26 protein-coding genes are annotated in these 25,351 nt (G+C 48.5%); 25 read left to right on the forward strand and 1 reads right to left on the reverse strand.

The genetic code is table 11. The features are described 5' to 3' along the window. Positions 1-36 precede the first annotated feature (36 nt). The 21 genes from acpP (at position 37) to JZI27_RS08745 (ending at position 21,525) form a co-directional block, all read left to right on the forward strand. Entirely contained in the window at positions 37-270 is a 234-nt protein-coding gene (gene acpP, locus JZI27_RS08645) for an acyl carrier protein (protein ID WP_122907597.1), read from the forward strand. Positions 271-421: 151 nt separating this feature from the next. After that, on the forward strand, positions 422-1,663 hold the full coding sequence (fabF, locus tag JZI27_RS08650) for a beta-ketoacyl-ACP synthase II (RefSeq protein WP_280207308.1): 1,242 nt from the start codon (positions 422-424) through the stop codon (positions 1,661-1,663). A gap of 54 nt (positions 1,664-1,717) precedes the next feature. Next, entirely contained in the window at positions 1,718-2,404 is a 687-nt protein-coding gene (rnc, locus tag JZI27_RS08655; protein WP_245996499.1) for a ribonuclease III, read from the forward strand. A gap of 325 nt (positions 2,405-2,729) precedes the next feature. Next, positions 2,730-6,302 (forward strand): chromosome segregation protein SMC, encoded by a 3,573-nt coding sequence (smc, locus tag JZI27_RS08660; protein WP_280207309.1) that lies wholly within the window; start codon positions 2,730-2,732, stop codon positions 6,300-6,302. 41 nt (positions 6,303-6,343) lie between these two features. Further along, positions 6,344-7,351: a signal recognition particle-docking protein FtsY gene (gene ftsY / locus JZI27_RS08665; RefSeq protein WP_251243420.1), complete on the forward strand. Its 1,008-nt coding sequence runs from the start codon at positions 6,344-6,346 to the stop codon at positions 7,349-7,351. Between the two features lie 144 nt (positions 7,352-7,495). Then, positions 7,496-7,834: a putative DNA-binding protein gene (locus JZI27_RS08670; protein ID WP_280207310.1), complete on the forward strand. Its 339-nt coding sequence runs from the start codon at positions 7,496-7,498 to the stop codon at positions 7,832-7,834. 10 nt (positions 7,835-7,844) lie between these two features. Continuing rightward, positions 7,845-9,260, forward strand: coding sequence for a signal recognition particle protein (gene ffh, locus JZI27_RS08675; RefSeq protein ID WP_280207311.1), 1,416 nt, complete (start codon positions 7,845-7,847; stop codon positions 9,258-9,260). 112 nt (positions 9,261-9,372) lie between these two features. After that, a complete protein-coding gene (gene rpsP / locus JZI27_RS08680; RefSeq protein WP_251243422.1) occupies positions 9,373-9,645 on the forward strand; it encodes a 30S ribosomal protein S16 in 273 nt (90 codons plus the stop codon). A gap of 23 nt (positions 9,646-9,668) precedes the next feature. Further along, on the forward strand, positions 9,669-9,896 hold the full coding sequence (locus tag JZI27_RS08685) for a KH domain-containing protein (RefSeq protein ID WP_122907589.1): 228 nt from the start codon (positions 9,669-9,671) through the stop codon (positions 9,894-9,896). Positions 9,897-10,018: 122 nt separating this feature from the next. Further along, positions 10,019-10,459 (forward strand): YlqD family protein, encoded by a 441-nt coding sequence (locus JZI27_RS08690; RefSeq protein ID WP_122907588.1) that lies wholly within the window; start codon positions 10,019-10,021, stop codon positions 10,457-10,459. Positions 10,460-10,464: 5 nt separating this feature from the next. After that, positions 10,465-10,983 (forward strand): ribosome maturation factor RimM, encoded by a 519-nt coding sequence (gene rimM, locus JZI27_RS08695; RefSeq protein WP_280207312.1) that lies wholly within the window; start codon positions 10,465-10,467, stop codon positions 10,981-10,983. Between the two features lie 12 nt (positions 10,984-10,995). Next, positions 10,996-11,742 (forward strand): tRNA (guanosine(37)-N1)-methyltransferase TrmD, encoded by a 747-nt coding sequence (gene trmD, locus JZI27_RS08700; RefSeq protein WP_122907586.1) that lies wholly within the window; start codon positions 10,996-10,998, stop codon positions 11,740-11,742. A 156-nt stretch (positions 11,743-11,898) separates the two neighbouring features. Continuing rightward, entirely contained in the window at positions 11,899-12,246 is a 348-nt protein-coding gene (rplS, locus tag JZI27_RS08705; protein WP_122907585.1) for a 50S ribosomal protein L19, read from the forward strand. 316 nt (positions 12,247-12,562) lie between these two features. Then, a complete protein-coding gene (gene lepB / locus JZI27_RS08710; protein ID WP_122907584.1) occupies positions 12,563-13,126 on the forward strand; it encodes a signal peptidase I in 564 nt (187 codons plus the stop codon). A 31-nt stretch (positions 13,127-13,157) separates the two neighbouring features. Further along, positions 13,158-14,051 carry a ribosome biogenesis GTPase YlqF gene (ylqF, locus tag JZI27_RS08715; RefSeq protein ID WP_122907583.1) on the forward strand — a complete coding sequence of 298 codons (894 nt, stop codon included), beginning with the start codon at positions 13,158-13,160 and terminating at the stop codon, positions 14,049-14,051. Positions 14,052-14,148: 97 nt separating this feature from the next. After that, entirely contained in the window at positions 14,149-14,925 is a 777-nt protein-coding gene (locus JZI27_RS08720; RefSeq protein ID WP_122907582.1) for a ribonuclease HII, read from the forward strand. Between the two features lie 39 nt (positions 14,926-14,964). Next, positions 14,965-16,878, forward strand: a complete 1,914-nt coding sequence (locus tag JZI27_RS08725) for a hypothetical protein (protein WP_280207313.1) — start codon at positions 14,965-14,967, stop codon at positions 16,876-16,878. Then, positions 16,875-17,168, forward strand: coding sequence for an EscU/YscU/HrcU family type III secretion system export apparatus switch protein (locus JZI27_RS08730; protein WP_122907580.1), 294 nt, complete (start codon positions 16,875-16,877; stop codon positions 17,166-17,168). The genes JZI27_RS08725 and JZI27_RS08730 overlap by 4 nt, the downstream gene beginning before the upstream one ends. Then, on the forward strand, positions 17,169-17,540 hold the full coding sequence (locus JZI27_RS08735; RefSeq protein ID WP_122907579.1) for a YraN family protein: 372 nt from the start codon (positions 17,169-17,171) through the stop codon (positions 17,538-17,540). A 326-nt stretch (positions 17,541-17,866) separates the two neighbouring features. Further along, positions 17,867-19,660 (forward strand): Ig-like domain-containing protein, encoded by a 1,794-nt coding sequence (locus JZI27_RS08740; protein WP_280207314.1) that lies wholly within the window; start codon positions 17,867-17,869, stop codon positions 19,658-19,660. 323 nt (positions 19,661-19,983) lie between these two features. Next, positions 19,984-21,525 (forward strand): YifB family Mg chelatase-like AAA ATPase, encoded by a 1,542-nt coding sequence (locus JZI27_RS08745; protein ID WP_122907577.1) that lies wholly within the window; start codon positions 19,984-19,986, stop codon positions 21,523-21,525. A gap of 33 nt (positions 21,526-21,558) precedes the next feature. Here the strand turns inward: JZI27_RS08745 and JZI27_RS08750 are convergent, their stop codons facing one another. Then, the gene (locus JZI27_RS08750; RefSeq protein WP_122907576.1) at positions 21,559-21,867 is read right to left on the reverse strand and encodes a protease inhibitor I42 family protein; all 309 of its coding nucleotides are present in this window, start codon (positions 21,865-21,867) and stop codon (positions 21,559-21,561) included. Positions 21,868-22,386: 519 nt separating this feature from the next. On the opposite strand from JZI27_RS08750, the gene JZI27_RS08755 reads away from it, so the two are divergent. The 4 genes from JZI27_RS08755 (at position 22,387) to JZI27_RS08770 (ending at position 25,324) form a co-directional block, all read left to right on the forward strand. After that, the gene (locus JZI27_RS08755; RefSeq protein ID WP_280207315.1) at positions 22,387-23,550 is read left to right on the forward strand and encodes an EAL domain-containing protein; all 1,164 of its coding nucleotides are present in this window, start codon (positions 22,387-22,389) and stop codon (positions 23,548-23,550) included. Beyond that, positions 23,547-24,353 carry a GGDEF domain-containing protein gene (locus JZI27_RS08760; protein ID WP_280207316.1) on the forward strand — a complete coding sequence of 269 codons (807 nt, stop codon included), beginning with the start codon at positions 23,547-23,549 and terminating at the stop codon, positions 24,351-24,353. The genes JZI27_RS08755 and JZI27_RS08760 overlap by 4 nt, the downstream gene beginning before the upstream one ends. Positions 24,354-24,509: 156 nt before the next feature. After that, on the forward strand, positions 24,510-24,824 hold the full coding sequence (locus tag JZI27_RS08765; protein ID WP_122907572.1) for a YbjQ family protein: 315 nt from the start codon (positions 24,510-24,512) through the stop codon (positions 24,822-24,824). A 167-nt stretch (positions 24,825-24,991) separates the two neighbouring features. Then, the gene (locus JZI27_RS08770) at positions 24,992-25,324 is read left to right on the forward strand and encodes an SCP2 sterol-binding domain-containing protein (protein ID WP_280207317.1); all 333 of its coding nucleotides are present in this window, start codon (positions 24,992-24,994) and stop codon (positions 25,322-25,324) included. Positions 25,325-25,351 lie beyond the last annotated feature (27 nt).

The raw sequence follows: 25,351 nt of genomic DNA on the forward strand, positions 1-25,351 counted from the left end.
TCATCCACTATAATACGGGAGAGGGGGTGAAGGTGAATGGCAGATACATTGGAGCGTGTGAAGAAAATCATCGTCGATCGTCTGGGTGTAGATGAGTCCAAAATCGTTTTGGAAGCTTCTTTCAAAGAAGATCTGGGCGCTGACTCCCTGGATGTAGTGGAACTCGTGATGGAACTGGAAGACGAGTTCGATTTGGAGATTTCTGACGAAGATGCTGAAAAGATTACTACTGTTGGTGAGGTTGTTAAATACATAGAATCTCACAAGTAGATCCATCAGTTGGAAGTCCCGTTTTTATGCGGGACTTCTCCTTCATTGACGCTTATTATGAGGAATTGGCATTTTGCCCGAACAGGCAGATGTGTTGATTATAAATACGAAACAGAGTCTTAGAACTGACTTTATTATAGAGGTGATCGTAATGAAACGTAGAGTGGTTATTACCGGCGTTGGCGTCATCTCACCGGTGGGCAATGATAAGGAAACCTTTTGGAACAGTCTGCTTGAAGGAAAGTCCGGCATCAAGCCTGTGACAGCCTTTGATGCAACGGACTACCCAACCAAAATAGCGGCTGAAGTGACGGATTTTGATCCGGAGCAATACATGGATAAAAAAGAGATCCGACGTACAGACCGATTCGTTCAGTTTGGACTTGCCGCTGCCAAGATGGCTGTGGAAGATGCCAAGCTGGAAATCACGGCAGAAAATGCGGAACGAGTGGGTGTATACATCGGATCGGGTATTGGTGGATTGTCCACTTGGGAAGACCAACACAGCGTACTCCTGGAAAAAGGACCGCGCCGCGTAAGTCCGTTTTTCATTCCGATGCTGATTGCAAACATGGCTTCTGGCGCTGTTTCGATTCAATTCGGGGCTAAAGGACCAACCTCCAGTGCCATTACCGCTTGTGCGACTGGTACCAATGCAATTGGTGACGCGCTGAGACTGATTCAGTTTGATCATGCGGACGCAATGATCGCAGGTGGGGCAGAAGCAACAATCCGCCCGATGGCATTCGCAGGATTCTGCTCAGCCAAAGCGATGTCTACTCGTAACGACGAACCGGAAAAAGCAAGCCGCCCGTTTGATCAAGGCCGTGACGGCTTTGTCATGGGTGAAGGTGCAGGCGTTGTCATTCTGGAAGAGCTTGAATTCGCGAAAAAACGTGGTGCCAACATTCTCGCGGAAGTGATCGGCTATGGCATGAGCGCAGATGCTTTTCACATCACGTCGCCAGCTCCTGAAGGCGATGGCGCTGCCCGCTGCATGAGAAATGCATTGAAAGATGCAGGGATAGCACCAGAAGAAGTAGATTATATTAATGCACACGGAACCTCCACGGATCTTGGAGATATCGCAGAGACCCAGGCGATCAAAGCGGTATTTGGGGAGCATGCATACAAGCTGGCAGTCAGCTCGACCAAGTCGATGACTGGCCACTTGCTGGGTGCTACGGGCGGAATTGAAGCGATTGCTTCTGCATACGCCTTGCGCGATCAGATTCTGCCGCCTACGATCAACCTGGAGAACCCGGATCCGGAGTGTGATCTGGATTACGTGCCGAACAAAGCACGTAAAGCGGATGTCAATATCGTCTTGTCCAATACCTTTGGATTTGGCGGACACAATGCAACCATAATCTTAAAACGATACGAGGCATAAATGAGTCCTACTGAGCGAAAAAGGTGGGAGTCTCCTGAATTGGTGGTGAGGGTGATGAATTTTGCACGGCTGCAAGAAAAAATCGGCGTTCGCTTTCATGACGAAAGCGTATTGCGGCAGGCATTCACCCATTCTTCCTACGTGAACGAGCAACGTGGCAAACGGATACAGGATAATGAGCGGCTGGAGTTTTTAGGCGATGCCGTGCTTGAATTGACTGTTTCCCAGTTTCTTTACAAAACATTTCCCAAGATGAGCGAAGGGGAAATGACGAAACTTCGCGCAGCGATTGTCTGTGAACCGTCTCTGGTCAAGTTTGCCGAACTGCTTCAGTTTGGCGATCTCGTTCTGCTGGGAAAAGGGGAAGAGCTGACAGGAGGAAGACAGCGACCTGCCTTGTTGGCAGACGTGTTTGAAGCATTTGTCGGGGCCCTGTACCTGGATCAAGGATTGGATGCTGTTTTTGCCTTCATGGAAAAATACGTCTATCCTCGGGTAGATAAAGGGGAGTTTGCCCAGGTTACAGACTTCAAGAGCCAATTGCAGGAATTTGTACAACAAGATAATCTGGGAGACATCCAATATCGGATCGTAGAGGAAAAAGGACCGGCACATAACCGTGAATTTGTCTCTGAAGTCCTGCTGAATAGCCGTGCGCTGGGAGTTGGAACAGGTCGTTCCAAAAAGGAAGCCGAACAACAAGCTGCAGCTCGAGCATTGATCAGGCTGGGCGCAAAATAGAAAAACGAAGCAGGCAGTAAAACGAAAAGTCGTACGATTCCTTGATGGGGACGTACGGCTTTTTTGTATTGATTTTTGACCAAAGAAATGGGAAAATACTGCGTGATATCGCCCACTATGATAAACTGATAGAGAATGCTTTCTTCGTGACAGAAGCTCCTGTTCATACAGGGGCTTTCTTTTGGGGGAGCCACTCTTTGCCGATAAAGAAACGATCGGTGAAACATTTCGTATAGTAAGATGGAACAGAAATCTATGAACCCTTCTGAAACAGCATCAAATAAGAAGGGCCAGCTTTTTCGAGATTTTAAGGAGGACCGTCAGTATGTATTTGAAACGCCTGGAACTGGCAGGGTTCAAATCCTTTGCCGATCGGACAGAGCTGGAATTCGTTCCTGGGGTGACGGCTGTCGTCGGCCCAAACGGGAGCGGGAAAAGTAACGTGTCTGATTCGATTCGCTGGGTGCTTGGCGAGCAGAGTGCCAAATCCCTGCGCGGGGCGAAGATGGAAGATATTATTTTTGCCGGTAGTGATACCCGTAAGCCGGTTAATTTTGCTGAAGTTACCTTAACGCTGGACAATACAGATCGTTCACTCGATGTCGAGTATTCGGAGGTGTCCGTGACACGTCGGGTCTACCGTTCGGGTGATAGTGAATACTACATAAACAATCGCTCCTGTCGGTTGAAGGATATCATGGAGCTTTTCATGGATACCGGGTTGGGAAAAGAAGCGTACTCGATCATTGGGCAAGGGAAGATCGAGGAAATTCTCAGCACCAAATCCGAAGACCGCAGAGGGATCTTTGAAGAAGCCGCAGGAATTGTAAAATATAAGACCCGCAAGCGTGAGGCTGAGAAAAAGCTGGCGGATACCGAACAAAATCTCGTTCGCATTCACGATATCGTCGGTGAGATTTCGGAGCAGATCGGCCCGTTGCAGGAGCAGGCACAGACAGCTCGGACCTATAAGGAATTGCATCGCAATCTGGTCGAGCACGAAGTAGCACTCTATGTGCAGCAGATTGAAGCTGCTCATCAAAAATGGGAAGAAGCGTCTTCGCGTGTACAACAGCTGCAGGAGCTGCTGGTCGTCCAAAGCACCGATGCGTCCAAGCAGGAAGCAGATTTGGAGCAGGCTCGTTTTCACGTTTCCCAGATAGATCAATCGATCGAAGAGCTTCAGCAAGTTTTGTTGACTGTCAGTGAGGAAGCCGAGAAGGTCGAGGGACAGCGAGAGGTGCTTCGTGAGCGCATGCGCAACCTGAGTGCCAACCGCCAGCAGACGATGGAACACATGCATCGAATCACGGAAAAACAGCATACACTGGAGACCGAGCTGGCCGAAGAGCAGCAGCGTGCAGATGAAGCCAAACGTAAAATGAGCGATGCCCAGACTGCACTGAAAGAGGCAGAGGACCAATTCTATGCGATGGTTCAATCGCTGACAGATGATGTGGAACGCCTCAAGGGCGATTATTTTGAAAAGCTAAACGAGATGGCCAACCTGCGTAATGATATTCGTCACCAGCAGCAGCTCGTGCAGACCAGCCAGGCACGTATAGATCGCCAGCACACCGAGAAGGATCGGCTGGAGCTAGAAGAAGCACAGCGACAGGAAAAGCGAAGTGCACTGGAAGCGCAGCTGCGCGATATTGATCAGGCGATTCAGGATACGCTCGCTAGATACAAAGAACTGATGGAGCAGGTACGAGAGGCACAGGAACGGTCCGAACAAGCTCGCAGGGAGCTTCGCCAGCTGGAGCAGAAGCGCGAATCCGCGAAGTCGCGTTTTGACCTGTTGAAAGAGATGCAGACTGAGTTTGCTGGCTTCCAGCAGGGTGTCAAGGAGATCCTGAAAGCACGCGAGCGCGGATTTTCCGGTATTCATGGAGCGGTGGCCGAGCTTGTCGTTGTGCCGCAGCAGGTGGAGACGGCATTGGAAGTGGCTCTTGGCGGTGCTCTGCAAAACGTCGTCGTGGAAAATGAAGCGGCAGGACGAGCTGCGATCGCTTATTTGAAGCAGCACAATGCAGGCCGCGCAACCTTTTTGCCTCTCGATGTCATTCGTTCGCGAAGCGTCCAGGCAGAGGACAAGCGTCGTCTGGAAAAAGAAGCGGGCGTAGTCGGTATTGCTAGTGAATTGGTCACTTTCGAAGAGACCTACCGACCGGTTTTTGAGTCTCTGCTGGGTAATGTCATCGTGACGAAAACGCTGGAACAGGCCAACCAGGTCGCTCGCTCACTTGGCTATCGCTACCGTGTCGTCACCCTGGAAGGGGATATCGTCAACGCTGGCGGTTCCATGACAGGTGGCGCACTGAAGAAGAATACGACCAATCTCTTGGGCCGAAACCGTCAGGCAGAAGAGCTGGAAGCCCAGATGCAACAGATTGATCAGGAAATTTCTGGGCATACTACCTTGATGGAGCAACTGGCGCAGGCGCTGCGCCAAAAGGAGCAGGAGCAGGAAGAGCTTCGAACGCAAGGCGAGTCGCTGCGATTAAAGGAGCAGGAAGTAAAGGGTCATCTCCAGCAGACAGATTCCGAGGGAAGATCGATTGGAGAGCGAGCCAAGCTTGTTGAGCAGGAGATCGATGGGTATCAGCGTGAGCGTGAAGAGGCGCACCAGAAACAGCAAGAGACGGAGGCCAAGCTGGTCAAGCTGACAGAGGAAGAAAAGGTTTTGACGGAGCAGATTGCCAATGCGGAAGCCAAGCGTCAGGAACAGCTCGAATCCAAGGAAGAGATGAATCAAAAGATCACCAGCCTGAAAGTATTGGACGCCCAGGTCAAACAGGAATTCCAGTCTCGTCTCGAGCAGACAGAACGCCTCCAGGAACAAAAGGAGTCCTTGCAAAAAGAATGGGACGAACAGAACGCCACACTCGCCTCTTTGGATGAGCTGGAGCAGACCAACGAATCTTCTGGCTCGAAGCTGGATGAGACGATTGCCGAGCTGCGTCAGGACAAGGATCGTGTTGCTGGCTTGATTCAGGAGCGTCGAAATGAGCGAGCGACACTGTTCCATCGTCAGGAACAGCTGGAACAAGAAGTAAAGGAAATTCGCAAAGAAGTGAAAACCATAGAAGAGAAGCTGCATCAGGAAGAGGTCAAAGTAAATCGCAGTGAGGTTGAGCTAGACCACCTGTTGAATAAACTCTCCGAAGAATACGAAATGAGCTACGATCTGGCGAAACAGAAATACCCGCCGCGTGGTGAGATCGCAGATGAGATCCAAATTGTCAACCGCCTGAAAAAGCAGATTGCCGCACTCGGTACGGTGAATCTGGGCGCCATCGAGGAATATGAGCGCTTGCATGAACGCCAACAGTTCCTAAGTACGCAGGAAGCCGATCTGAACGAGGCCAAAGATATGCTTTACCAGGTTATTTTGGAAATGGATACCGAGATGTCCAGAAGATTTAAGGAGACCTTTGACGCCATTCAGGAGCAGTTCCGAGACGTTTTTGTTCAATTATTCGGTGGAGGACGGGCTGATCTTCTGCTCTCCAACCCTGAAAATCTCTTGGAAACAGGGATCGATATCGTCGCCCAGCCACCTGGTAAAAAGCTGCAAAACTTGGCTCTCTTGTCCGGTGGAGAACGTGCTCTGACAGCGATGGCGCTGCTATTCGCGATATTGCGCGTCAAGCCGGTTCCTTTCTGTGTATTGGACGAAGTGGAAGCGGCATTGGACGAGGCCAACGTCAATCGCTTTGCCGAATACATGCACCATTTCAGCAATCAGACACAGTTCATCTGTGTCACCCACCGCAAAGGAACCATGGAGAGTGCAGATGTCCTGTACGGCATTACGATGCAGGAGGGTGGCGTCTCCAAGCTGGTTTCCGTTAAACTAGAAGAGAGCAGCAAGTTCATCGAATCCGCTTCGTAAGACGTGCTTCACTCGAAACTATCATTCAAAGGAAGATGAAGATGAGCTTTTTCAAACGCCTTCGCGACGCGATTGTACAAAAGTCGGAAGAAGTCACCCAGAAATTTACCGATGGACTTTCCAAGACCAGAGATTTACTGGTTGAACAGGTAGAGAATCTCGTCCGTCGCTATAAAAAGATTGACGATGACTTTTTTGACGAACTTGAAGAAATCCTGATTACCTCCGATGTGGGTGTCAATACCGTCATGGAGTTGATCGACGACCTGCGTACAGAGGTGCGCAAGCATAAAATCGAAAACGCAATCGACCTGCAGCCCATTCTCTCCGAAAAGCTGGTTGCCCTACTGAAAAACGACGAGGTAGCCGACACCTCTTTAAATGTGGAAGCAGGCAGACTGAACGTCATTTTGTTCGTCGGGGTAAACGGCGTAGGAAAGACGACCACGATCGGAAAAATGGCGCACATGTTCAAACAGCAGGATAAAAAAGTGCTGCTTGCGGCAGGGGATACATTCCGTGCAGCAGCCATCGAACAGCTCGAGGTATGGGGAGATCGCGTAGGCGTGGAAGTGATCAAGCAACAGCAGGGCTCTGATCCTGCAGCGGTGATTTACGATGCGATTCAGGCTGCCAAGTCCCGCAATGTCGATGTTCTGCTCTGCGATACAGCAGGCCGCTTGCAAAACAAAGTGAACCTGATGGAGGAGCTGGCAAAAGTCCACCGCGTCCTCGCCCGCGAGCTGCCAGGTGCCCCGCATGAAGTTTTGCTGGTGCTCGATGCCACCACAGGACAGAATGCGCTGTCACAGGCGAAGACGTTCGGCCAATCCGCAGGGGTTACGGGAATCGTCTTGACGAAGCTGGATGGCACAGCAAAAGGCGGAATTGTCATCGCGATTCGCAACGAGCTGAACATCCCGGTGAAGTATGTAGGATTGGGTGAAAAAATGGATGACCTGCAGCCATTTGATCCGGAGCAATTCGTCCATGCCTTGTTCGCTGGACTAATTCAGCAGGAAGCGGATGAGCAGAAGGAAAACGACTAATCGGCAGATGCAGACTACGTAAAAATGAATGTCAACAAAAAAGCTTGACACTAGGTGTGGAATTGGGTACTATAATCTACGTGCTGTAAAGAAAAAATCTTTACAGTTTTGGAGTCGAGTACCTCATAGCAAAGGATTGGTTCGATGCTGGAAAAAACCAATCAAGTCAATCTCTTGTTTGACTTTTACGCTCCCTTACTCAAAGGAAAGCAGCGCGAATATCTGGAGCTGTATTATCTGGATGATTTGTCGCTCGGCGAGATCGCTGAAATGCACGAGGTGAGTCGGCAAGCCGTTTATGATCATATCAAGCGGGCTGAGAAGCAGCTCTTCGAATACGATGAGAAGCTGAAGCTCGCATGGAAGCATGAACAGCGCATGATCGTGCTGAACCGAATGCAGGAGCTTGCCCAGGAGTTGCCGAACAGTACGACAAGAGAAGAACTGCACACTTTGCTCCACCAACTGTCAGAGATGGATTAGGAGGGCTCGCATGGCGTTTGAGAGCTTGGCCAATCGGCTGCAGAACGCGTTTGACAAGCTGCGAGGCAGAGGCAAGATTGACGAGACAATCGTCAATGAAGCGATGCGTGAAGTTCGCCTGGCCCTGCTGGAAGCAGATGTGAATTTTAAAGTAGTAAAAGAGTTCGTTGCTCGCGTCAAAGAACGCGCAGTTGGACAGGAAGTCATGAAGAGTCTGACCCCTGGACAGATGGTCATCAAGATCGTCAACGAAGAGCTGGTTGAGCTGATGGGCGGCAATGTAGCCCAACTGACCATGTCTCACCGACCTCCGACTGTCATTATGATGGCAGGCTTGCAAGGGGCTGGTAAGACGACTACGACAGGAAAACTCGCCAAATATTTGACCAAACAAAACCGCAAGCCGTTGATGGTAGCAGGCGATATTTACCGTCCGGCAGCGATCAAGCAGCTGCAGGTTTTGGGCGAACAGCTAAACATCCCCGTTTTCGCACTCGGTGATCAGGTAAGCCCTGTAGAGATTGCACGGCAGGCTATCGAGCATGCCAAAGCCAATCACCTCGATGTGGTTTTGATCGATACGGCAGGTCGTCTGCATATTGACGAGGCGTTGATGGAAGAGCTGAAGCAGGTTCGAGAGGTAGCCAAGCCCGATGAGATCTTGCTCGTCGTCGATGCTATGACCGGTCAAGATGCGGTCAATGTGGCAGAGAGCTTCAACAGCCAGTTGGAGCTGACGGGTGTAGTTCTGACCAAGCTGGATGGCGATACTCGCGGTGGAGCGGCACTTTCCGTCAAGGCAGTCACTGGCAAGCCGATCAAATTCGCGGCAATGGGCGAAAAAATGGATGCGCTCGAGGCCTTCCATCCAGACCGCATGGCATCCCGCATTCTCGGAATGGGCGACGTGTTGAGCCTGATTGAAAAGGCACAAGCTAACGTCGATGAAGAAAAGGCGCGAGACATGGAACGTCAGATGCGTCAAGGGGAATTTACCTTTGACATGTTCCTCGACTCCATGCAGCAGCTGCGCAATATGGGACCTTTTGAGGACATTCTCGGCATGCTGCCAGGAATGAACAAAATGAAGGGCAAAATGAATGTGGACGAAAAGCAGATTGCCCGTGTTGAAGCGATCGCCAAATCCATGACCAAAGCAGAGCGAGCCAACCCTGACATGCTGAACGCCAGTCGTCGCAAGCGCATTGCGGCAGGCAGTGGCACGAGCATTCAAGAAGTGAACCGGTTCATCAAACAATTCGAGGATATGAAGAAGATGATGAAGCAATTCTCCGGCACCGCTGATAAAATGATGAAGAAGTCCAAGAAAAAAGGCGGCATGGGACTTCCATTCATGGGCAAAGGCAAGGGTGGCAATCAGGGCGGCATGAACTTCCCGTTCAATTTCAAACCCCCGTTCAAGTAAAATCGCATGATCTCTTCGCGCCCCTGGCTTGGGCCACTGGCGCGATGGTTCAGATATAGCAGCACCAACGTGATTGTGTAATTGCGTTGATCCATACAGGAGGTGAAACAACATGGCAGTAAAAATCCGTCTGAAACGCATGGGTTCTAAGAAAGCTCCTTTCTACCGTGTAGTAGTAGCTGATTCCCGTTCCCCTCGCGATGGCCGTTTCATTGAAGAGATTGGTTACTACAACCCGGTTGCTCAACCGGCAGTAGTGAACATTGATACCGAAAAAGCGGTACAATGGATCCTGAACGGTGCAGCTCCGACTGACACAGTTCGCAACCTGCTCTCCAAAGAAGGCGTCATGCAAAAAGTACACGAAACCAAATACGGCAAATAAGCCGATCATCTGGAGGTCTGATGATGAAAGCACTGGTCGAAACGATCGCAAAGGCTCTCGTCGATCATCCGCATGAGGTTCGTGTGAATGCAGTGGACAAGGAGCGTACTCTCGTATTTGAATTGTCGGTACATCCTGATGATATGGGGAAAATTATCGGCAAACAGGGACGTATCGCCAAAGCCCTGCGCACCGTCGTGATGGCAGCATCCGTAGATACGGACAAGCGCGTCACGGTTGAGATTGTCTGAGAAAAGGCTGGGAGTTTCCCAGTCTTTTTTTACGTGAATCATGTTTTATGAGTCAACCAACAGATTCAGTCCAAGAACGTGACTTGCCAGGTAGATTTCTTGCGTCGAGAGGAGTGTCGAGCGTGCTCACGATTTATCGTCCCATACAGGTGAAAATCCTGATGACAGAAGCAGCGAGAGCCATATTGATCGATCAGTACCAAAGACAGATTCAACAGCAGAAGGATGAATGGCAGCGCTGGCAGTTTCAAGCGAAAAAAATTCTCGCAGATGCTAAGAGGAAGTCGGCGGAGCGCTATTCTCTGGCGCAAGAAAAAATTGCTCGCGAGGAACGGCAACGCCAGGAAAAACTGGAGAATCTGCAGTATCAGCTGTTACGGGCAGAAAAACTGCCAATCGGGAGTGAACTGGAATATCAGACCGTGCAAAGTCCTGTGACCATACAAATTGGAGATGTCTGGGATGAAATCATGGCTGGAACGGAAATCCTGTTAAAAGATGGTCGGGTGCACGAAATTCGGAAAGGAACACAAGAGGCACCTAGGCTTGATGAGGAGGAGTGAATGGATTGGATCAAGAGCGTTATTTTACAGTAGGCAAGCTGGTGAACACGCATGGATTGCGCGGAGAAGTACGCGTGATTTCTACCAGTGATTTTCCGGATGAGCGTTTTCGCAAAGGGAACGAGCTGTTTTTGTTTCATCCGAGCATGGAGCGACCGTTAAAGCTGAAGATATCTACTCGTCGTACACACAAAGAATTTGAGATTCTGAGCTTTCAAGGGTACACCAACATCAATGACATCGAGAAATACAAGGGTGGCGAGCTGAAGATTCCCGAGTCTGATCTGATGGAGCTGGAAGAGGATGAATTTTACATCCATGAGCTGATCGGGTGTGAGGTCATCACGGATGAGGGCGAGGAGCTGGGCAAGATCACGGATGTGCTTCAGACAGGAGCCAACGATGTCTGGGTGGTCAAAGGAATGCGTGGCGAAGTATTGCTGCCGTACATAGATGATTGCATCAAAGAAGTCGATGTTGCGAACAAGCGAGTGGTCTGTCATTTGATGGAAGGCTTGTTGTGAGGAGGGCCCTTCATGCAGATTAACATTCTTACGCTTTTTCCAGAGATGTTTTCTGGTGTGCTTTCCAGCAGCATTCTGGGCAAAGCGCAGGAAAAAGGGATTGTTCAGTTTGAAGTGAACAATTTTCGCGATTTCTCAGAAAGCAAGCATGGAACCGTGGATGATACGCCTTATGGCGGAGGAGGCGGCATGGTGCTAAAGCCTGAGCCGCTGTTTCGTGCAGTTGAAGCGGTGGCAGGAGAGAAGAAGCCTCGTGTCATTCTCATGTGTCCACAAGGGGTGCCGTACAACCAAAAGCTGGCGGAAGAGCTGTCTATGGAAGAGCATCTCGTCTTTATTTGCGGGCATTATGAAGGATATGATGAGCGCATCCGTGAACACCTTGTTACGGACGAGATTTCGATCGGGGACTACGTCCTGACTGGCGGAGAGCTTGCCGCCATGGTCGTGATCGACAGCGTCGTGCGCCTGCAGCCCGGAGCTCTCGGAAACCAGACATCAGCTGTTGAGGATTCCTTCTCTACAGGCCTACTGGAATATCCGCATTACACGAGGCCAGCAGAATTTCGCGGCTGGAAGGTACCCGATATTCTATTGTCCGGTCATCATGCCAATATCGTCAATTGGCGTCTGAAGGAGTCGCTGCGGCGTACCTACGAGCGCAGACCAGATTTACTTGAGAAGCTGGAATTGACGACAGAGATGAAAAAGTGGCTGAAGGAAATCGAGGAAGAGAAAAAAATGCAGGACAAACTCTAGAATTTACCTTGTGAATTGCCAGCCCATATGGTACTATATTTCTTGTGGCAATTTTGCCCGCTGACTAAGGCGGTCCGCTACTCGTTCCTCAGTCCCATGAGACTGAATCACTATTATAGGCGAGTAAGAACGTCTGATCGGAAGGAGGGAATTTAAATGAACCAAGTGATCCGTGAATTGGAAAAAGAGCAATTGAAACAGGACATTCCTGCGTTCCGACCTGGTGACACTGTACGTGTACACGTTAAGGTTATCGAGGGTCAGCGTGAGCGTATCCAGTTGTTCGAAGGCGTAGTTATTCGTCGTCGTGGTACTGGTATTAGCGAAACCTTTACTGCTCGTAAGATTTCTTACGGCGTAGGTGTTGAGCGTACGTTCCCGGTGCACACGCCTAAGATCGACAAGATCGAGATCGTGCGTCATGGTAAAGTGCGTCGCGCGAAACTGTACTATCTGCGTGACCGTGTGGGTAAAGCAGCTCGCATTAAGGAAATTCGCCGATAAGCGTTTGTTCACCCATAGAAAAGGCACTGGCCTGCAAGCCAGGCCTTTTTTTCAATATCGGATAAGAACACTCCTCCGAGTGATTTCCCCGATTCGGCAAGAGTAGCCTGCCTCTACAAGCGGCTGCCTCCGGGTGAGGCGGTCACGATAGAGGTTTTTTAACAGTATCGGAAAGTGTAAACTTCTGTGAGTAAAACGTCCCGATACTGCAAGAATAACCTACCTCTAAAACGCGGTCGCACGTCATTGAAATGGCCTCGATAGAGGTTTTCTTACCGTTTCAAGGGTAGACAAGCTTGCTTGAGGAGGATCATAGATGAGTGAAGAAGTAACCTCCAGCCGCGCTAAGAAAAACGAGTCATGGGAATGGATCAAGGCGCTTGTCATTGCGATACTCTTAGCCCTTCTCATTCGTACGTTCCTGTTTGCCCCGTTTATCGTTCAGGGCGCTTCGATGGAAACCACCTTACATAACAATGAAAAACTCGTTGTCAATAAAGCCATTTATTTGATTCAAGACCCTAAGCCAGGGGAGATCATCGTCTTTCATGCGGATGAAACGCGTGATTACATCAAACGGGTCATTGCTGTAGCAGGCGATCGTGTAGAAGTAAAGGATGATCAGCTACTGGTGAATGGTAAAATAGTAGAAGAACCTTATCTAGAGCGAAAAGAAGAACGGGCAAAGGAACAGGGGGAGCTTCATTTTACCCATGATTTCCCGCCTGTAGAGGTTCCAGAGGGACACTTGTTCGTCATGGGTGACAACCGATTGAACAGTGAGGATAGCCGCGTGATCGGTCCTATCGCGACCAGCACAGTGGTTGGCCGTGCCGAATTCACATTTTGGCCGATCGGACAAATTCGGATGACACGTTGAAAAAAGTCAATTTCAAGGCAGGTGAGACATCATGACCATTCAATGGTTTCCCGGACATATGGCAAAAGCACGACGACAGGTAACAGAAAAGCTGGCCTTGATTGACGTGGTTATCGAGCTGTTGGATGCACGTCTTCCTTTATCGAGTCGAAATCCGATGATTGATGAGATTGTCAGTGATAAACCAAGGCTCATCTTGTTGAATAAAGCGGATTTGGCGGACGAAAAGGCGACAGAAGAGTGGATTTCCTATTTTCGTGGACTTGGGGTTCGGACCTTGCCGATTGACGCTTTGAGTGGAAAAGGCGTGAACAAGCTGCCTGAGCTATGCCGAGAGCAGGCTAGTGAAATGCTAGCGAAACGGGCGGAGAAGGGCATGCAAGCACGAGCGATCCGGATCATGATCTTGGGTATCCCAAATGTAGGAAAATCCTCGCTGATCAATCGTTTGTCAAAACGGGCCGTTGCCCAGACTGGCGATCGTCCCGCCGTTACCAAGGCTCAGCAATGGGTGAAGATGGGAGATACGCTAGAGCTGCTGGACACGCCGGGTATTTTATGGCCCAAGTTTGAAGATCAAATGGTTGGTCTTCGATTGGCAGCCAGTGGAGCGATCAAAGACGAGCTGATCGATTTTACGGAAGTAGCTCTCTTCGTGATCGCGTATATGATGCATTACTATCCAGAACGACTCATAGAACGCTTTAAGCTAAAGGAGCTGCCAGAGGATAAAGTCACCATGCTGGAGGAAATCGGCAAAAAACGCGGTTGTCTCGTGTCTGGAGGACAAATTGACTACGATAAAGCCGCTGAGCTGTTTTTGCGTGAGCTGCGTTCTGGAAAGCTGGGACGCGTAACACTGGAGCGTCCGATCGATTGGGAGATGGAAGAGCCGATTGGCAAGCCGGTATCCTTTCCCGAGTAGGCGATGCCATTGTCGGAAAACTGTCTATCTGTTGGATAGACGGTTTTTTTCTGTATCAAGTAGGAGAATCGGACCGTACATAAGGAGAAATGAGTGAATGGAACTAGCGGAACTGTCGATAAAGGAAATACGGGAAAAAATCGAAAAATTGGACGAGGTACCTAAAGATTTTCTAGAATGGATGAAAGCAGATCAGCGTAAAGGCGTGCAGGACCTGGTCCGGCAAATCGAGGCTGCTGCCGCTCGCCGGGAAAAGCTGGCCAGGATGTGGACGGAGATGACGCAGTATGAGCGTATGCTGCGTGAAAAAGGGCATGTCCATCTTTTTGGAGTAGACGAAGTAGGGCGCGGTCCTCTTGCTGGGCCAGTAGTAGCAAGTGCTGTTTGCCTGCCGCCTGATTTCTATTTGCCTGGATTGAATGATTCCAAAAAAGTGCCAGCAGCGACGAGGGAAGCCTTCTATGAAGTGATCATGCGAGATGCCTGGGCTGTCGGCATTGGCATTGTGGATGCACCACGCATTGACGAGATCAACATTCTCGCAGCGACGAAGGAAGCCATGCATCTCGCCATTGAGGATGCTGGGATCAAACCGGACGCTTGTTTGTTGGACGCTGTACAGTTAGCTGGACTGGACTGTGAGCAGTTGCCGATCATCGGTGGTGACGCCAAAAGCGTCTCGATTGCAGCTGCATCGATCGTAGCCAAAGTCACACGAGACAAAATGATGGCCGAGTATGGGCGACAATACCCGGAATACGGTTTTGAAAAACACGCTGGATACGGAACAGCAGAGCACCTAGCTGCAATTTTGCGTCATGGCCCTACTCCCATTCACCGGTTGACCTTTACGGGAGTAACCGCGCAGGCGTGAAGAAGTCCTTGTTCCCTGTCATAAAGGAGGAGATTCATCATGTTTTCCCCATCGCAATTGATCCAATCGATGACCCAGAGAGCAAACGTTGCTGCTCCCAAGCCGATTGAGCTTACTCCGGGACAGGTATTCAAAGGCACCGTAATCAAGCACTATCCGAATCAAATGGCCTTGGTACAGATCGGCCCCATTCAGGTTCAGGCCAAACTGGAAGCCAATCTGGAGCCTGGTCAAAAGGCATGGCTGCAGGTTCAGCCTTCATCTGATGTCGTCACGTTAAAGGTTCTGGACACCCCTGCGGAGGGAAAAGGCAAGGGCGGGGCGACGTTGGAAGGACTGATGCGTTCACTCGGGTTGCCTGAAACAAAAGAAAGTCGAGCCATCGTGCAGGCTTTGATGAACGGGAATCTGCCTGTCACCAAGGAGACGGTCCAGGCTTTTACCGGGGTGGCACAAAAGCTGGGCTTGGACAATGCGACGATTCAAGCCTTCATGACAGCTATGAAGCGAAATTTGCCGCTGACACCTGATACGGTAGCGGGGCTCAAGGCTTTTTTTTCCGAGCGTCCGATGAGCACATTGATGCAAAACTTTCTGCAGCAAGCCGCACTTTTTTTGGAGGCAAATGAGAATCTGTCCCCTGCACAAACCGGACAAGTCGGTTCAGGCGCTACGAATTCGGCCGGACAGGGACAAGTGCAGCCTCAGCCACAAGCACAAGGTCAGGTTCAAGGCCAGACTCAAGCGGTGCAGGCAACTGTCGGGGATCTACGCCAGCTCGTCACCCAATTGAAAGAGAAAATAGCGGGTCTGCCTGTACAGATCCTAGATAACGGAAAAGTGGAACAACAGGCCAGACCGGCGCAATCTTCCGGCATTCGTGGCAATGAAGTCAAACAACCGCAGCAGCTAGGCAACCAGCAGCCAACAAATGTGCCAGCTTCTGCTAATCAGGCAGCATCCCAGCAGGCGGGATCGCCTCAAACGATGAATGGTGTAATGATGCAGCAGCCGCCTGTTCAGACGATGGGAAGTCAGCCAAGCGTCGTCAGCTCCCTCAGCAATCCATTGCAAAGCCAGAGTCCACCAGGACAAACCCCGGTTCAGACTGGTTTTAATCCTACTGCATCGACAGGTTCCAACAGCGCTTTTTCCGGAGAAGGTACGGGAACCCCCACTCAAGGACAGCAAACCACTCAGCCTGCACAAGGGAGCGTTGTCGGATCTACTCTGCAACCTGTGACGGATAATGTTAGTCGTCCAATCGAAGCAAACCTTCATACAGCGCAAACTGCGGGCCGTTCAAATCCGATCCAGCAGCTGTTTCAGCAACTGGGATTCGCACATGAACGAGAATTGATGGGACAAGCTTTAGCTGGGTCAATCTCTTGGGACGCTGGTGTCCAAAAGCAGATGGAGAGCGTGAAAGCGATGCTGCTCCAGCTGACGCAAAGCAATTCGAACATACCAGTCGCATTGCGTGAAGCTGCAGACCAGCTTTTGCAGCAGGTGACAGGACAACAACTCATGCTGACGCAGCCAGCTAATCAATCCTTGTCTCAAATCGTGATGCAAATTCCTCTGCGAACCGAGCAAGGCGAAGAAACCGCGTACGTACAAATCGAATCCAAGAAAAAAGGCTCAGGCCAGTTGGATGCAGAGAACTGCCGACTCTTTTTCCATCTCAATCTGCAAGCATTAGGTACGACCATGATCGATGTGAACATTGTCAAAAAAATCGTCAATCTGCAAATTTTTAATGACACCCCTGGCATAGAAGCATTGGCCCATGCCATCAAGGGAGGATTCACCGATCAGCTTCAAGAGATTGGCTACTCGTTATCCTCGATGCGCGTACAACCCATTCCTGAGCAGCAGGGTAAATCGACCACAGTGTCTGCCGCAAAGGCTACCCTGATGACCGATTACAAAGGGGTGGACCTGCGAGTATGAATCAGGAGACTGCTCCAGACAAGCATATGCGCAAACAGGCGGTAGCGCTCAAATATCAGGCCGGAACGATGGAAGCGCCCCGAGTGGTGGCCAAGGGAACTGGCTACATCGCCGAGAATATTTTGAAAGCTGCCAAGGACAACAACGTTCCTGTTCAGGAGGATCCTTCGCTGGTTGAAGTACTGGGCAAGCTGGACTTGAACCAACAAATTCCTCCGGAGTTGTATCAGGTTGTAGCGGAAGTCCTTGCTTTTGTATACCGCTTGGATAAGGGAGGAAAAAAGAAATAGATGAGGGACAAAAGGCGAATCCTGGGACAAAAAGGTGAAGAGCTTGCAGGTCTTTTTTTACAGGAAAAGGGCTATCACATTCTGGACAGAAATGTGCGTTCCCGACAAGGCGAGATCGACATCATTGCACTTGATGGGCATACGCTGGTCTTCGTCGAGGTTCGGACGAGAACGCAACCTACATATGGTACGGCAGGAGAATCTGTCACCTGGAGAAAAAGAAACAAACTGCGGGAGCTAGCCCTTTCGTACTTGCAGAGCCACTCACACTCATTTCCAGCCTTCCGCATGGATGTTATCGCGATCCATTGCCCAACCGGAGATCTAAAGGACAAGACTACGCAGATCCAGCACATCGAATATGCTTTTTAAAAGAAATAAAGATGTGCTGGAATGGAAAAACGGGCGCTTGAGACCGTAGTGATTGGGGATTCGTCTACAGCAACACTCCGCACCTTGACGTATGATGTACTGTACTCGACGCGATGAAACTCCTCCAAGCAACAATCTTTGCCCTCCAGCCAGGCTGGAAGGCTTTTTTTTTTGAAAAATTCGAAGACGGACAAGTTTTTCAAAAAAAATTCAAAGAAACAGTGTTATTATTTTCTTTTATGCGTTACATTTTCCAGTGACAAACGTCTAATCAAGTAGCAGGAATATTTAGGAGGTTTATCATGCAACGAAAAACCAGAAATATATTGTCCAAATGGATCTTGGCGGCGGTCCTAGCAAGCAGCATTCATTTATCTATACCCGTAATGTCTCAAGCACAAGAAATCGCGCCTGCTTCATCTGAAATTCAGGCGTCGTCGGTACAGAGCGCAAACACCTTGAAAGCGAACATCAACAAAGTCACCTTGGATAAAGGAGACACGAAGAAAGTTACGCTGACCTACGGTGGTTCTTCACTGAATTCCACTAAAGCAACCTGGACTACCTCGAAATCTACTGTGGCAACAGTGAGCAACACCGGCACGATTACAGCAAAAGGCAAAGGCACGGCAACCATTACAGCGAAATACAGCGGCAAATCCGTTACGATCAGCGTAACAGTCAATGAAGATGCAGGTCTTGTCGCAAAACAAAGCAAAGTGACGATCAAAAAAGGAAAAACCAGCACGATTGGGTTGACCTACAACGGAAAAGCATTGACTGGCTCCAATGCAACTTGGACGACCTCGAACTCCTCGATCGCAACGGTGAAAAATGGTGTGGTCACTGCAAAAGCTAAAGGGACAGCGACGATCACTGCAAAATATAAGAATGAATCCGTAAAAGTCACCGTCACCGTAGAAGATACGGCGAAGCTGGAAGCGACGCAAAAGCAAGTGTCTTTGAAAAAGGGAGAAACGAAAACGATTCAGTTGAAGTACGATGGGACAAATGTAACGGGTTCGAGCGCTGGATGGGCTACTTCTAATTCAGCAGTAGCTACAGTCAACAACGGAGTAGTAACGGCAAAGGCAAAAGGAAAAGCAACGATTACTGCGGTATATAAAGGTGAGTTTGCCGATGTTGAGATAACCGTACAGGACGATAAAGCCCTGCTGGAAGCGACACAAACCAAGGTTACGCTGAAGAAGGGTGACACTCAGACGCTTCGACTGAAATACGATGGAGCCAACGTTACAGGCTCGAAAGCGGCTTGGAGTTCTTCTAAATCATCCGTTGCGACTGTAAAAGACGGCGTAGTAACTGCAAAAGGAGTAGGTACCGCAACCATAAATGCCGTCTATAAGGGCGAGAGCGTCGATATCGAAGTGAAGGTTGAAAACAGCAAAGCAAAACTAGAAGCGACAGAATCGAAAATAACGCTCAAAGCGGATGAAAAGCAAACCATCCGTTTGAAATATGATGGCGCAACCGTTACGGGTTCAAAAGCAGTCTGGAGTTCTTCAAAATCATCGATCGCATCTGTTAATGATGGTGTGGTCACAGCCAAAGCCAAAGGTACCGCGACAATTACCGCATTCTATAAAGATGAGTTCGTTGATATTCAAGTCACCGTAGAAGAAAGCAAATCAAAGCTGGAAGCCACTCAAACCAAAATCACCCTGAAAAAAGGTGACACCAAGAAAGTAAAACTGAAGTACGATGGGGACACACTGAACAATTCAAAAGCAGAATGGGGAACCTCGAAATCCTCAGTCGCTTCGGTAGATAAAGGTACGATCAAAGCAAAGGCAAAAGGTACGGCTACCATTACTGCGACCTATAAAGGCGCAAAAACAACCATCGAAGTGACGGTGGAAGACGCTGATAGCCTCGAGGTGGATGACGATAGAATTTCCGTCAAGGTCAGGAAAACAGAAACCATCCGAGTAACCTACAATGGTAAAAAAGTATCCGGCTCTGATGTTAAATGGAGTACGTCGAAATCCTCTGTTGCTACAGTAAAAGATGGTGTAGTGACTGGGAAAAAGAAAGGCTCTGCTGTCATCACTGCAGAATATAAGGGTGAAGAAGTAGAGATTAAAGTGAAGGTGAAATAAGAAACGAAGAGACCTACTGAATGATTGGAAGTTCAGTAGGTCTTGTTTTTTATATTTCAATATAGTGAACGTGCCCCATACGGCTTGCATGCTAAATCTTCTGTATGGTAGTGATTGTTTAGTCACTTTCATATTACCAAACAGAGTGGTGTTTTTCTATTTTTCAAGGAGCATTCTAAAATCGGCTTTAAACTTGTTGTACCAAGGAAATACGCTCATTTTCGCTCTGCGAAAGTTGAGTTAGTAACACTCCCCAAAACCTCTCAAATAATCTTGCCATCCCTCCCTTTCTTTTTCTATCCTAAAAGCAGGAGGGGAAACGTATGTACGCTTGCAGCTATTCCGGAGCCATTCTTGGAATTGATGGCATGATGGTTTCAGTCGAAACAGATATCGCCAATGGACTACCGCAGTTCGACCTGGTCGGATTAGGCGGTTCGGCCGTTAAAGAAGCACGGGACCGTGTCCGGGCAGCAATTCGAAATGCTGGTTATGACTACCCGATGCAGCGCATTACGGTAAATCTGGCCCCGGCTGATCAGCGTAAAGAAGGCTCCGGTTTTGATCTGGCTATCGCGATCGGCATCCTGCTTGCCTCCAAACAAATTCCACCCCGTGAAGGGAAGATTCTGATCCTTGGAGAATTGGCGTTGGACGGTTCGCTGCGTCCTGTAACAGGTGTATTACCGATACTGCTGGAAGCGAAAAGAAACGGCTTTACTCATGTCATCCTACCTGCCCAAAACGAAGCAGAAGCCCACCTGGTGGATATGGCCGTCTTGCCTGCCCAACATTTACGCGAGGCAACTCGATTTTGGATTGAGGAATGGGAAAATAACACTACCTACGAGAAAAACACGAAAAAAGCGATCCGGTTGCGCGGTGAAAACGGCTGTCCAGACTTCAGCCATGTCTATGGACAGCAATTCGTGAAACGCGGTTTGGAAATCGCTGCAGCAGGCTTTCATAATGTCATTCTTGTCGGGCCACCTGGCTCGGGTAAGACTTTATTGGCGAATTGCCTTCCTGGGATTATGCCGCAAATGACCATGGACGAGTCATATGAAGTGACCAAAATATACAGTATCGCAGGGCAATTGACACGTACGAGCGGTTTGATTAGTGAACGACCTTTTCGTTCACCACATCATACGATTACAGCAACAGCTCTGATTGGGGGAGGAGCGCAAATCCCTCGTCCCGGTGAATGCAGCCTTTCCCATGGAGGAATCCTTTTTCTCGATGAAATGCCTGAGTTTTCACGCCACGTCTTAGAAGTATTACGTCAACCTTTGGAAGCGGGAGTAGTCACGATTGGCCGCTCCAAACAGGTATTTACATTCCCCGCTCGATTTTTGCTCATTGGGTCGTGCAACCCTTGTCCGTGTGGATTCTTCGGGACTCGTGACCAACAAGCCTGTTCCTGCTCACCACTGCAAATTCAGAAATACCGCTCCAAATTATCTGGACCTCTGCTCGACCGCATCGATTTACATTTGGAAGTTCCACGAGTGCCCGTTCAGTTATTGCACGAACGAGTAGAAGAAGAATCCACTCTCGATATCCAAAAACGAGTAGAACAGGCGCGCCTCATCCAATTGGAACGATATTCCCATCGGCCGGGCAGTCCCTTTAACAGTACGATGAATGGCGGAGAAATACGTCGGTATGCTAGTCTAAATAAAGAAGGTCAAGAATTGCTGCAGCTTGCATTTGATAGGTTGGGTCTGAGTGCGCGAGCCTACGACCGGATCGTCAAAGTGGCGAGAACCATTGCGGATTTGGATGGCACTGCAAAAATTGAAGCGGCCCATGTAGCAGAGGCGATTCGATATCGGGCTTTGGATCGCGGCATCGCAAATTGACCCCAAATGGCCGAGTTTGGTTTGTATAAAGATTTAGAAAATCTCAACCGTATAAAAAGCAAAAGCTGCACAATCACCGGTGTCCCAAGGTCGGCAATACTTGAGCGCAATGGAAGTCATCCCTGTATGCAAGGATTGAAAACGGAAAACCTGATGACCACTCTGGCCAACTCGTGCTGATCGTTCATTTGGAACATACTGATTGGAAAGCAAAACAAGAAAACGGGGATCTACAGGAGTGGAAAGCTCCCACTGATAGCCGGTCGATGGATTGGCAGCCAGCAAGAGCGGAAAAGTGTGACCAACAGGTACACGAAGGGAAGACATGGTTGAGGAAGTCATCTGGATTCATCCTTTCCCATTCTATATTCAGACTATCTACAATCTTTTTCTTATACGTTATTCCACTTCTTTGTTCGGGTTAACTGCCCGAATCCCATTTGACTAGATTACCGTCAGGCCACAATTGGTGACCATATATTTCTCGACTACCTTCCACTGAGATCCCGATATCCCCATTAAAAAACAACGAGCAACCTTACTTTTCATCCACAGGAAAAAGACGCCCACTAAACGATCTAATAAGAAATCCTTGATGAAGCATGTAATGGTGCCATAATGAAAAAAGTGACATTTTTGTAACGTACAGGTTACTTGGAGGTAAATAGTACTTTTTGGAGAGGATTTTGCAAAAATTTGGCGAATAAAGATAGGGATAAAGGCTTATAATGTCGAATTGCAATTCGACAATGATCCTTTTTTTGTTAGGAATAATTGACAGTACACGAATTCGGACTGTTCATCCGTTTGTACATATTGGTTGGTTATTCAATCACTCGGAACCATTTGAGTGGCTCCTTCATGGATGTAGTAGCTCTTCTTTTGCCCATCACATCATTTACTTGGAAAGAGAAAGGACATTTGATGGATCGTGTTGCGGAAAAGTTTAAGAAACAAGAATACTATCACGAGTTCCAGCCTATATGTGATTTTTTAGGGAAATCGAGATTGGGTTATGAAGCATTGTTTCGCAATGCGGCGGGCATTCATCCGGAAGCGTTTTTTCAGGAAGCGGTAGAGAAACATAAGCTGGCAGAATTGGATATGCAATCTTTGTATTATGCTATTTCTGCCTTTTTCCAATTACCGGCAAATCATAAAAATGGGCTACTCTTTGTAAATGTGTTTCCATCGACAATTATGGAAACTTCATTTCTTCCTTTTGTGGAGGAAATCTCCGCTGCTTACTTGCCCTTCCTCAATCGTACCGTGTTGGAAATCAATGAATCCATTATGAAAAGCGAACTGCGTCATGATTCGGTCTTTATCCAAAGAGTATCAGACTTGCGGAGACGAGGTTTTTTAATCGCACTTGATGATGTTGGGGATGGAACGGATACGTTTCGCAATATTCATGATCTGGCGCCAGATTATATTAAGGTTGATCGTTATTATTCCAAGCTGCTCTCCGTCTCGAAGGAAAAGCAGCAAGTGGTACGATTGTTTGTAGAGTTTTGCCAAAATGACATTCAACTCATTCTGGAAGGCGTAGAGAATAATAAAGGATTTCGACTGTGCTGCACGACTAGGGGTGAAAAACGGCCAGGGCTATTTGTTTGGGAAACCCGGAAGGTTGAAAGGGACCTTAGGATGAATGTGGAGGATAGTGAAATGAGTGATAGGAACGTATATTCCAGGAAAGCGACGCTTTCCCTTAAAATATCGGAATTCGAAGTACCACCGATGCAGGATTTATTAATTATCGGGAGGAAAGCCCCCATTGGACCTGAGGCAGTGAGAAGAATGGCGGAGGCACTCTCACCAGAGCAGTTTACACTATTGAAAATGGATCATCCCAAAATTGAAGCCATTTTGTTGCGCAATACGCTATTGCAAATGATTGATGAAAAACGACTCATGAACATTATCCTAGAGGAAGCTGAGCGAATGATCAGCGATTCGATGGTGTTGCGGTCTGAATTAAAAATAGCCGTGACGGTTCAACGCGAGGTGGAGCTGTCATGATCGTATCCGATATCATGACGACCGATCTTCATACCATAACCTCTGAAAAAAGTGTTGCCCATGCGGCAGAGCGAATGAACGAGCATCATGTCAGCTCTTTGATCGTAGTCGAACATGACGATGTTATCGGAATTATGACTTCAAGAGATGTTCGTTCTTCCCATCCCAATCGAATTGTTGCAGATGCCATGACTTCCGAGACAATCAACATGTCGGTGGATCAGAGCATTTGGGATGCTGATCGGCTTATCAGAAATTCCGGAATCGAAGAAATATTGATTTTGGACGAGGAAAGATTGGTTGGAAGAGTAACGAGAGAAGCTGTATTGATGAGAATTGCGGAATATACAGATCCATTGACTGGCTTATTCCGCGCTCCCTACATTCAGTCCATTGGGGAACGCTTATTGAAAGAAGGGACCCCGTTTCATCTGTTGTTTATTGATTTAAACAACTTTGGTCAAATCAACAAGCTTTACGGTCATCCTTTTGGAAATGATGTAATCCGTGAGTATTCGAATGTTCTATCCGATTTGATGGATGATCGGTATGACTTTTTAAGCAGATATGCGGGAGATGAGTTTGTTGTGATATCTACGGCTGATGACAATCATGTTTTTTCCTACTTGGAAATCATGGAAAAGCCAATCGATATCCGCCACGTCCAAATATCTGCAGCTGTAGGACATGTAAATGGCTACCTAGATTCCGATTTTTTCTCTCTTTCGCTTCGTGAATTGATGGAGAGGGCGAGTCTGTTATCGACGTCTGCCAAAAACCGGAGTGTGAGCAGACCTTATTAACCCAGCCCCTGTGGAAATCGGGGTATAGGGGTTCTCGACAATACATACACTTTCTGATGATGAGGTAGTAGGCCCTGCAGAAAAGTGCAACTCTGCTTTCCTTGAATCGTACTACTCAGTGAAATGGATAATATGGATATTAGGAGGCTGTCAGAAATGATCGTAACAACTACCAGTACCTTGCAAGGGAAAGAAATTGAAGCCTATCTTGACATCGTGAGTGGCGAAGTGATCATGGGGGCCAACGTTGTCCGAGATTTTCTCGCGGGAATTACGGACATTATCGGTGGAAGAAGTGGTACGTATGAGAGCAAACTGGCAGAAGGACGCGAGATGGCGATCCGGGAGATGACGGAAAAAGCACGTACACTAGGAGCGAATGCTGTCATTGGTGTTGACCTGGACTTTGAAACACTGCGTGAAGGTATGATGATGGTGATTGCAACAGGTACTGCAGTTCGAGTGAAATAAGCCGGAATGTACCGGCTTATTTCTTTATTGTGTAGGGACTTTTGCTTAATCAGAATATCATTCCACCCAAACGCGGTCGTCGCTGCACATATCTTGGAATAAGCCATGGTAGATTTATTTGGGGAAAAATGCTAAAAATATACAAAATAGACGAGGGAGGGTGACATATGTCCGTCGAGAAAACCATCACGGATTTGTTGGATAAAATCAATGCGGATCCAAAAGGGATTCAAGGGATGTCGGTTGTCTACCACTTTCAGCTAAGTGGTGAAGAAGCTGGAACGTATCAGGTGAAAATTGGGAATAATCAGGCTACATACTCGAAGGAAGCGTTGGAGGAGGCTAGATGTACCCTGGAATTATCCGATGAAAATTTTATCAAGCTGGTTCAGGGGAACATGAATCCTACAGCGGCATTTATGATGGGGAAGCTGAAGATTAAAGGAGAGATGGGTTTGTCCTTCAAACTTCAAACCATCCTACAAACTTATCAAGCGTAGATGCATCATGACTTTTCCGTGCAGCAA

It is taken from the genome of Brevibacillus sp. AY1 (genome assembly GCF_029870785.1).
Lineage (GTDB): Bacteria > Bacillota > Bacilli > Brevibacillales > Brevibacillaceae > Brevibacillus > Brevibacillus invocatus.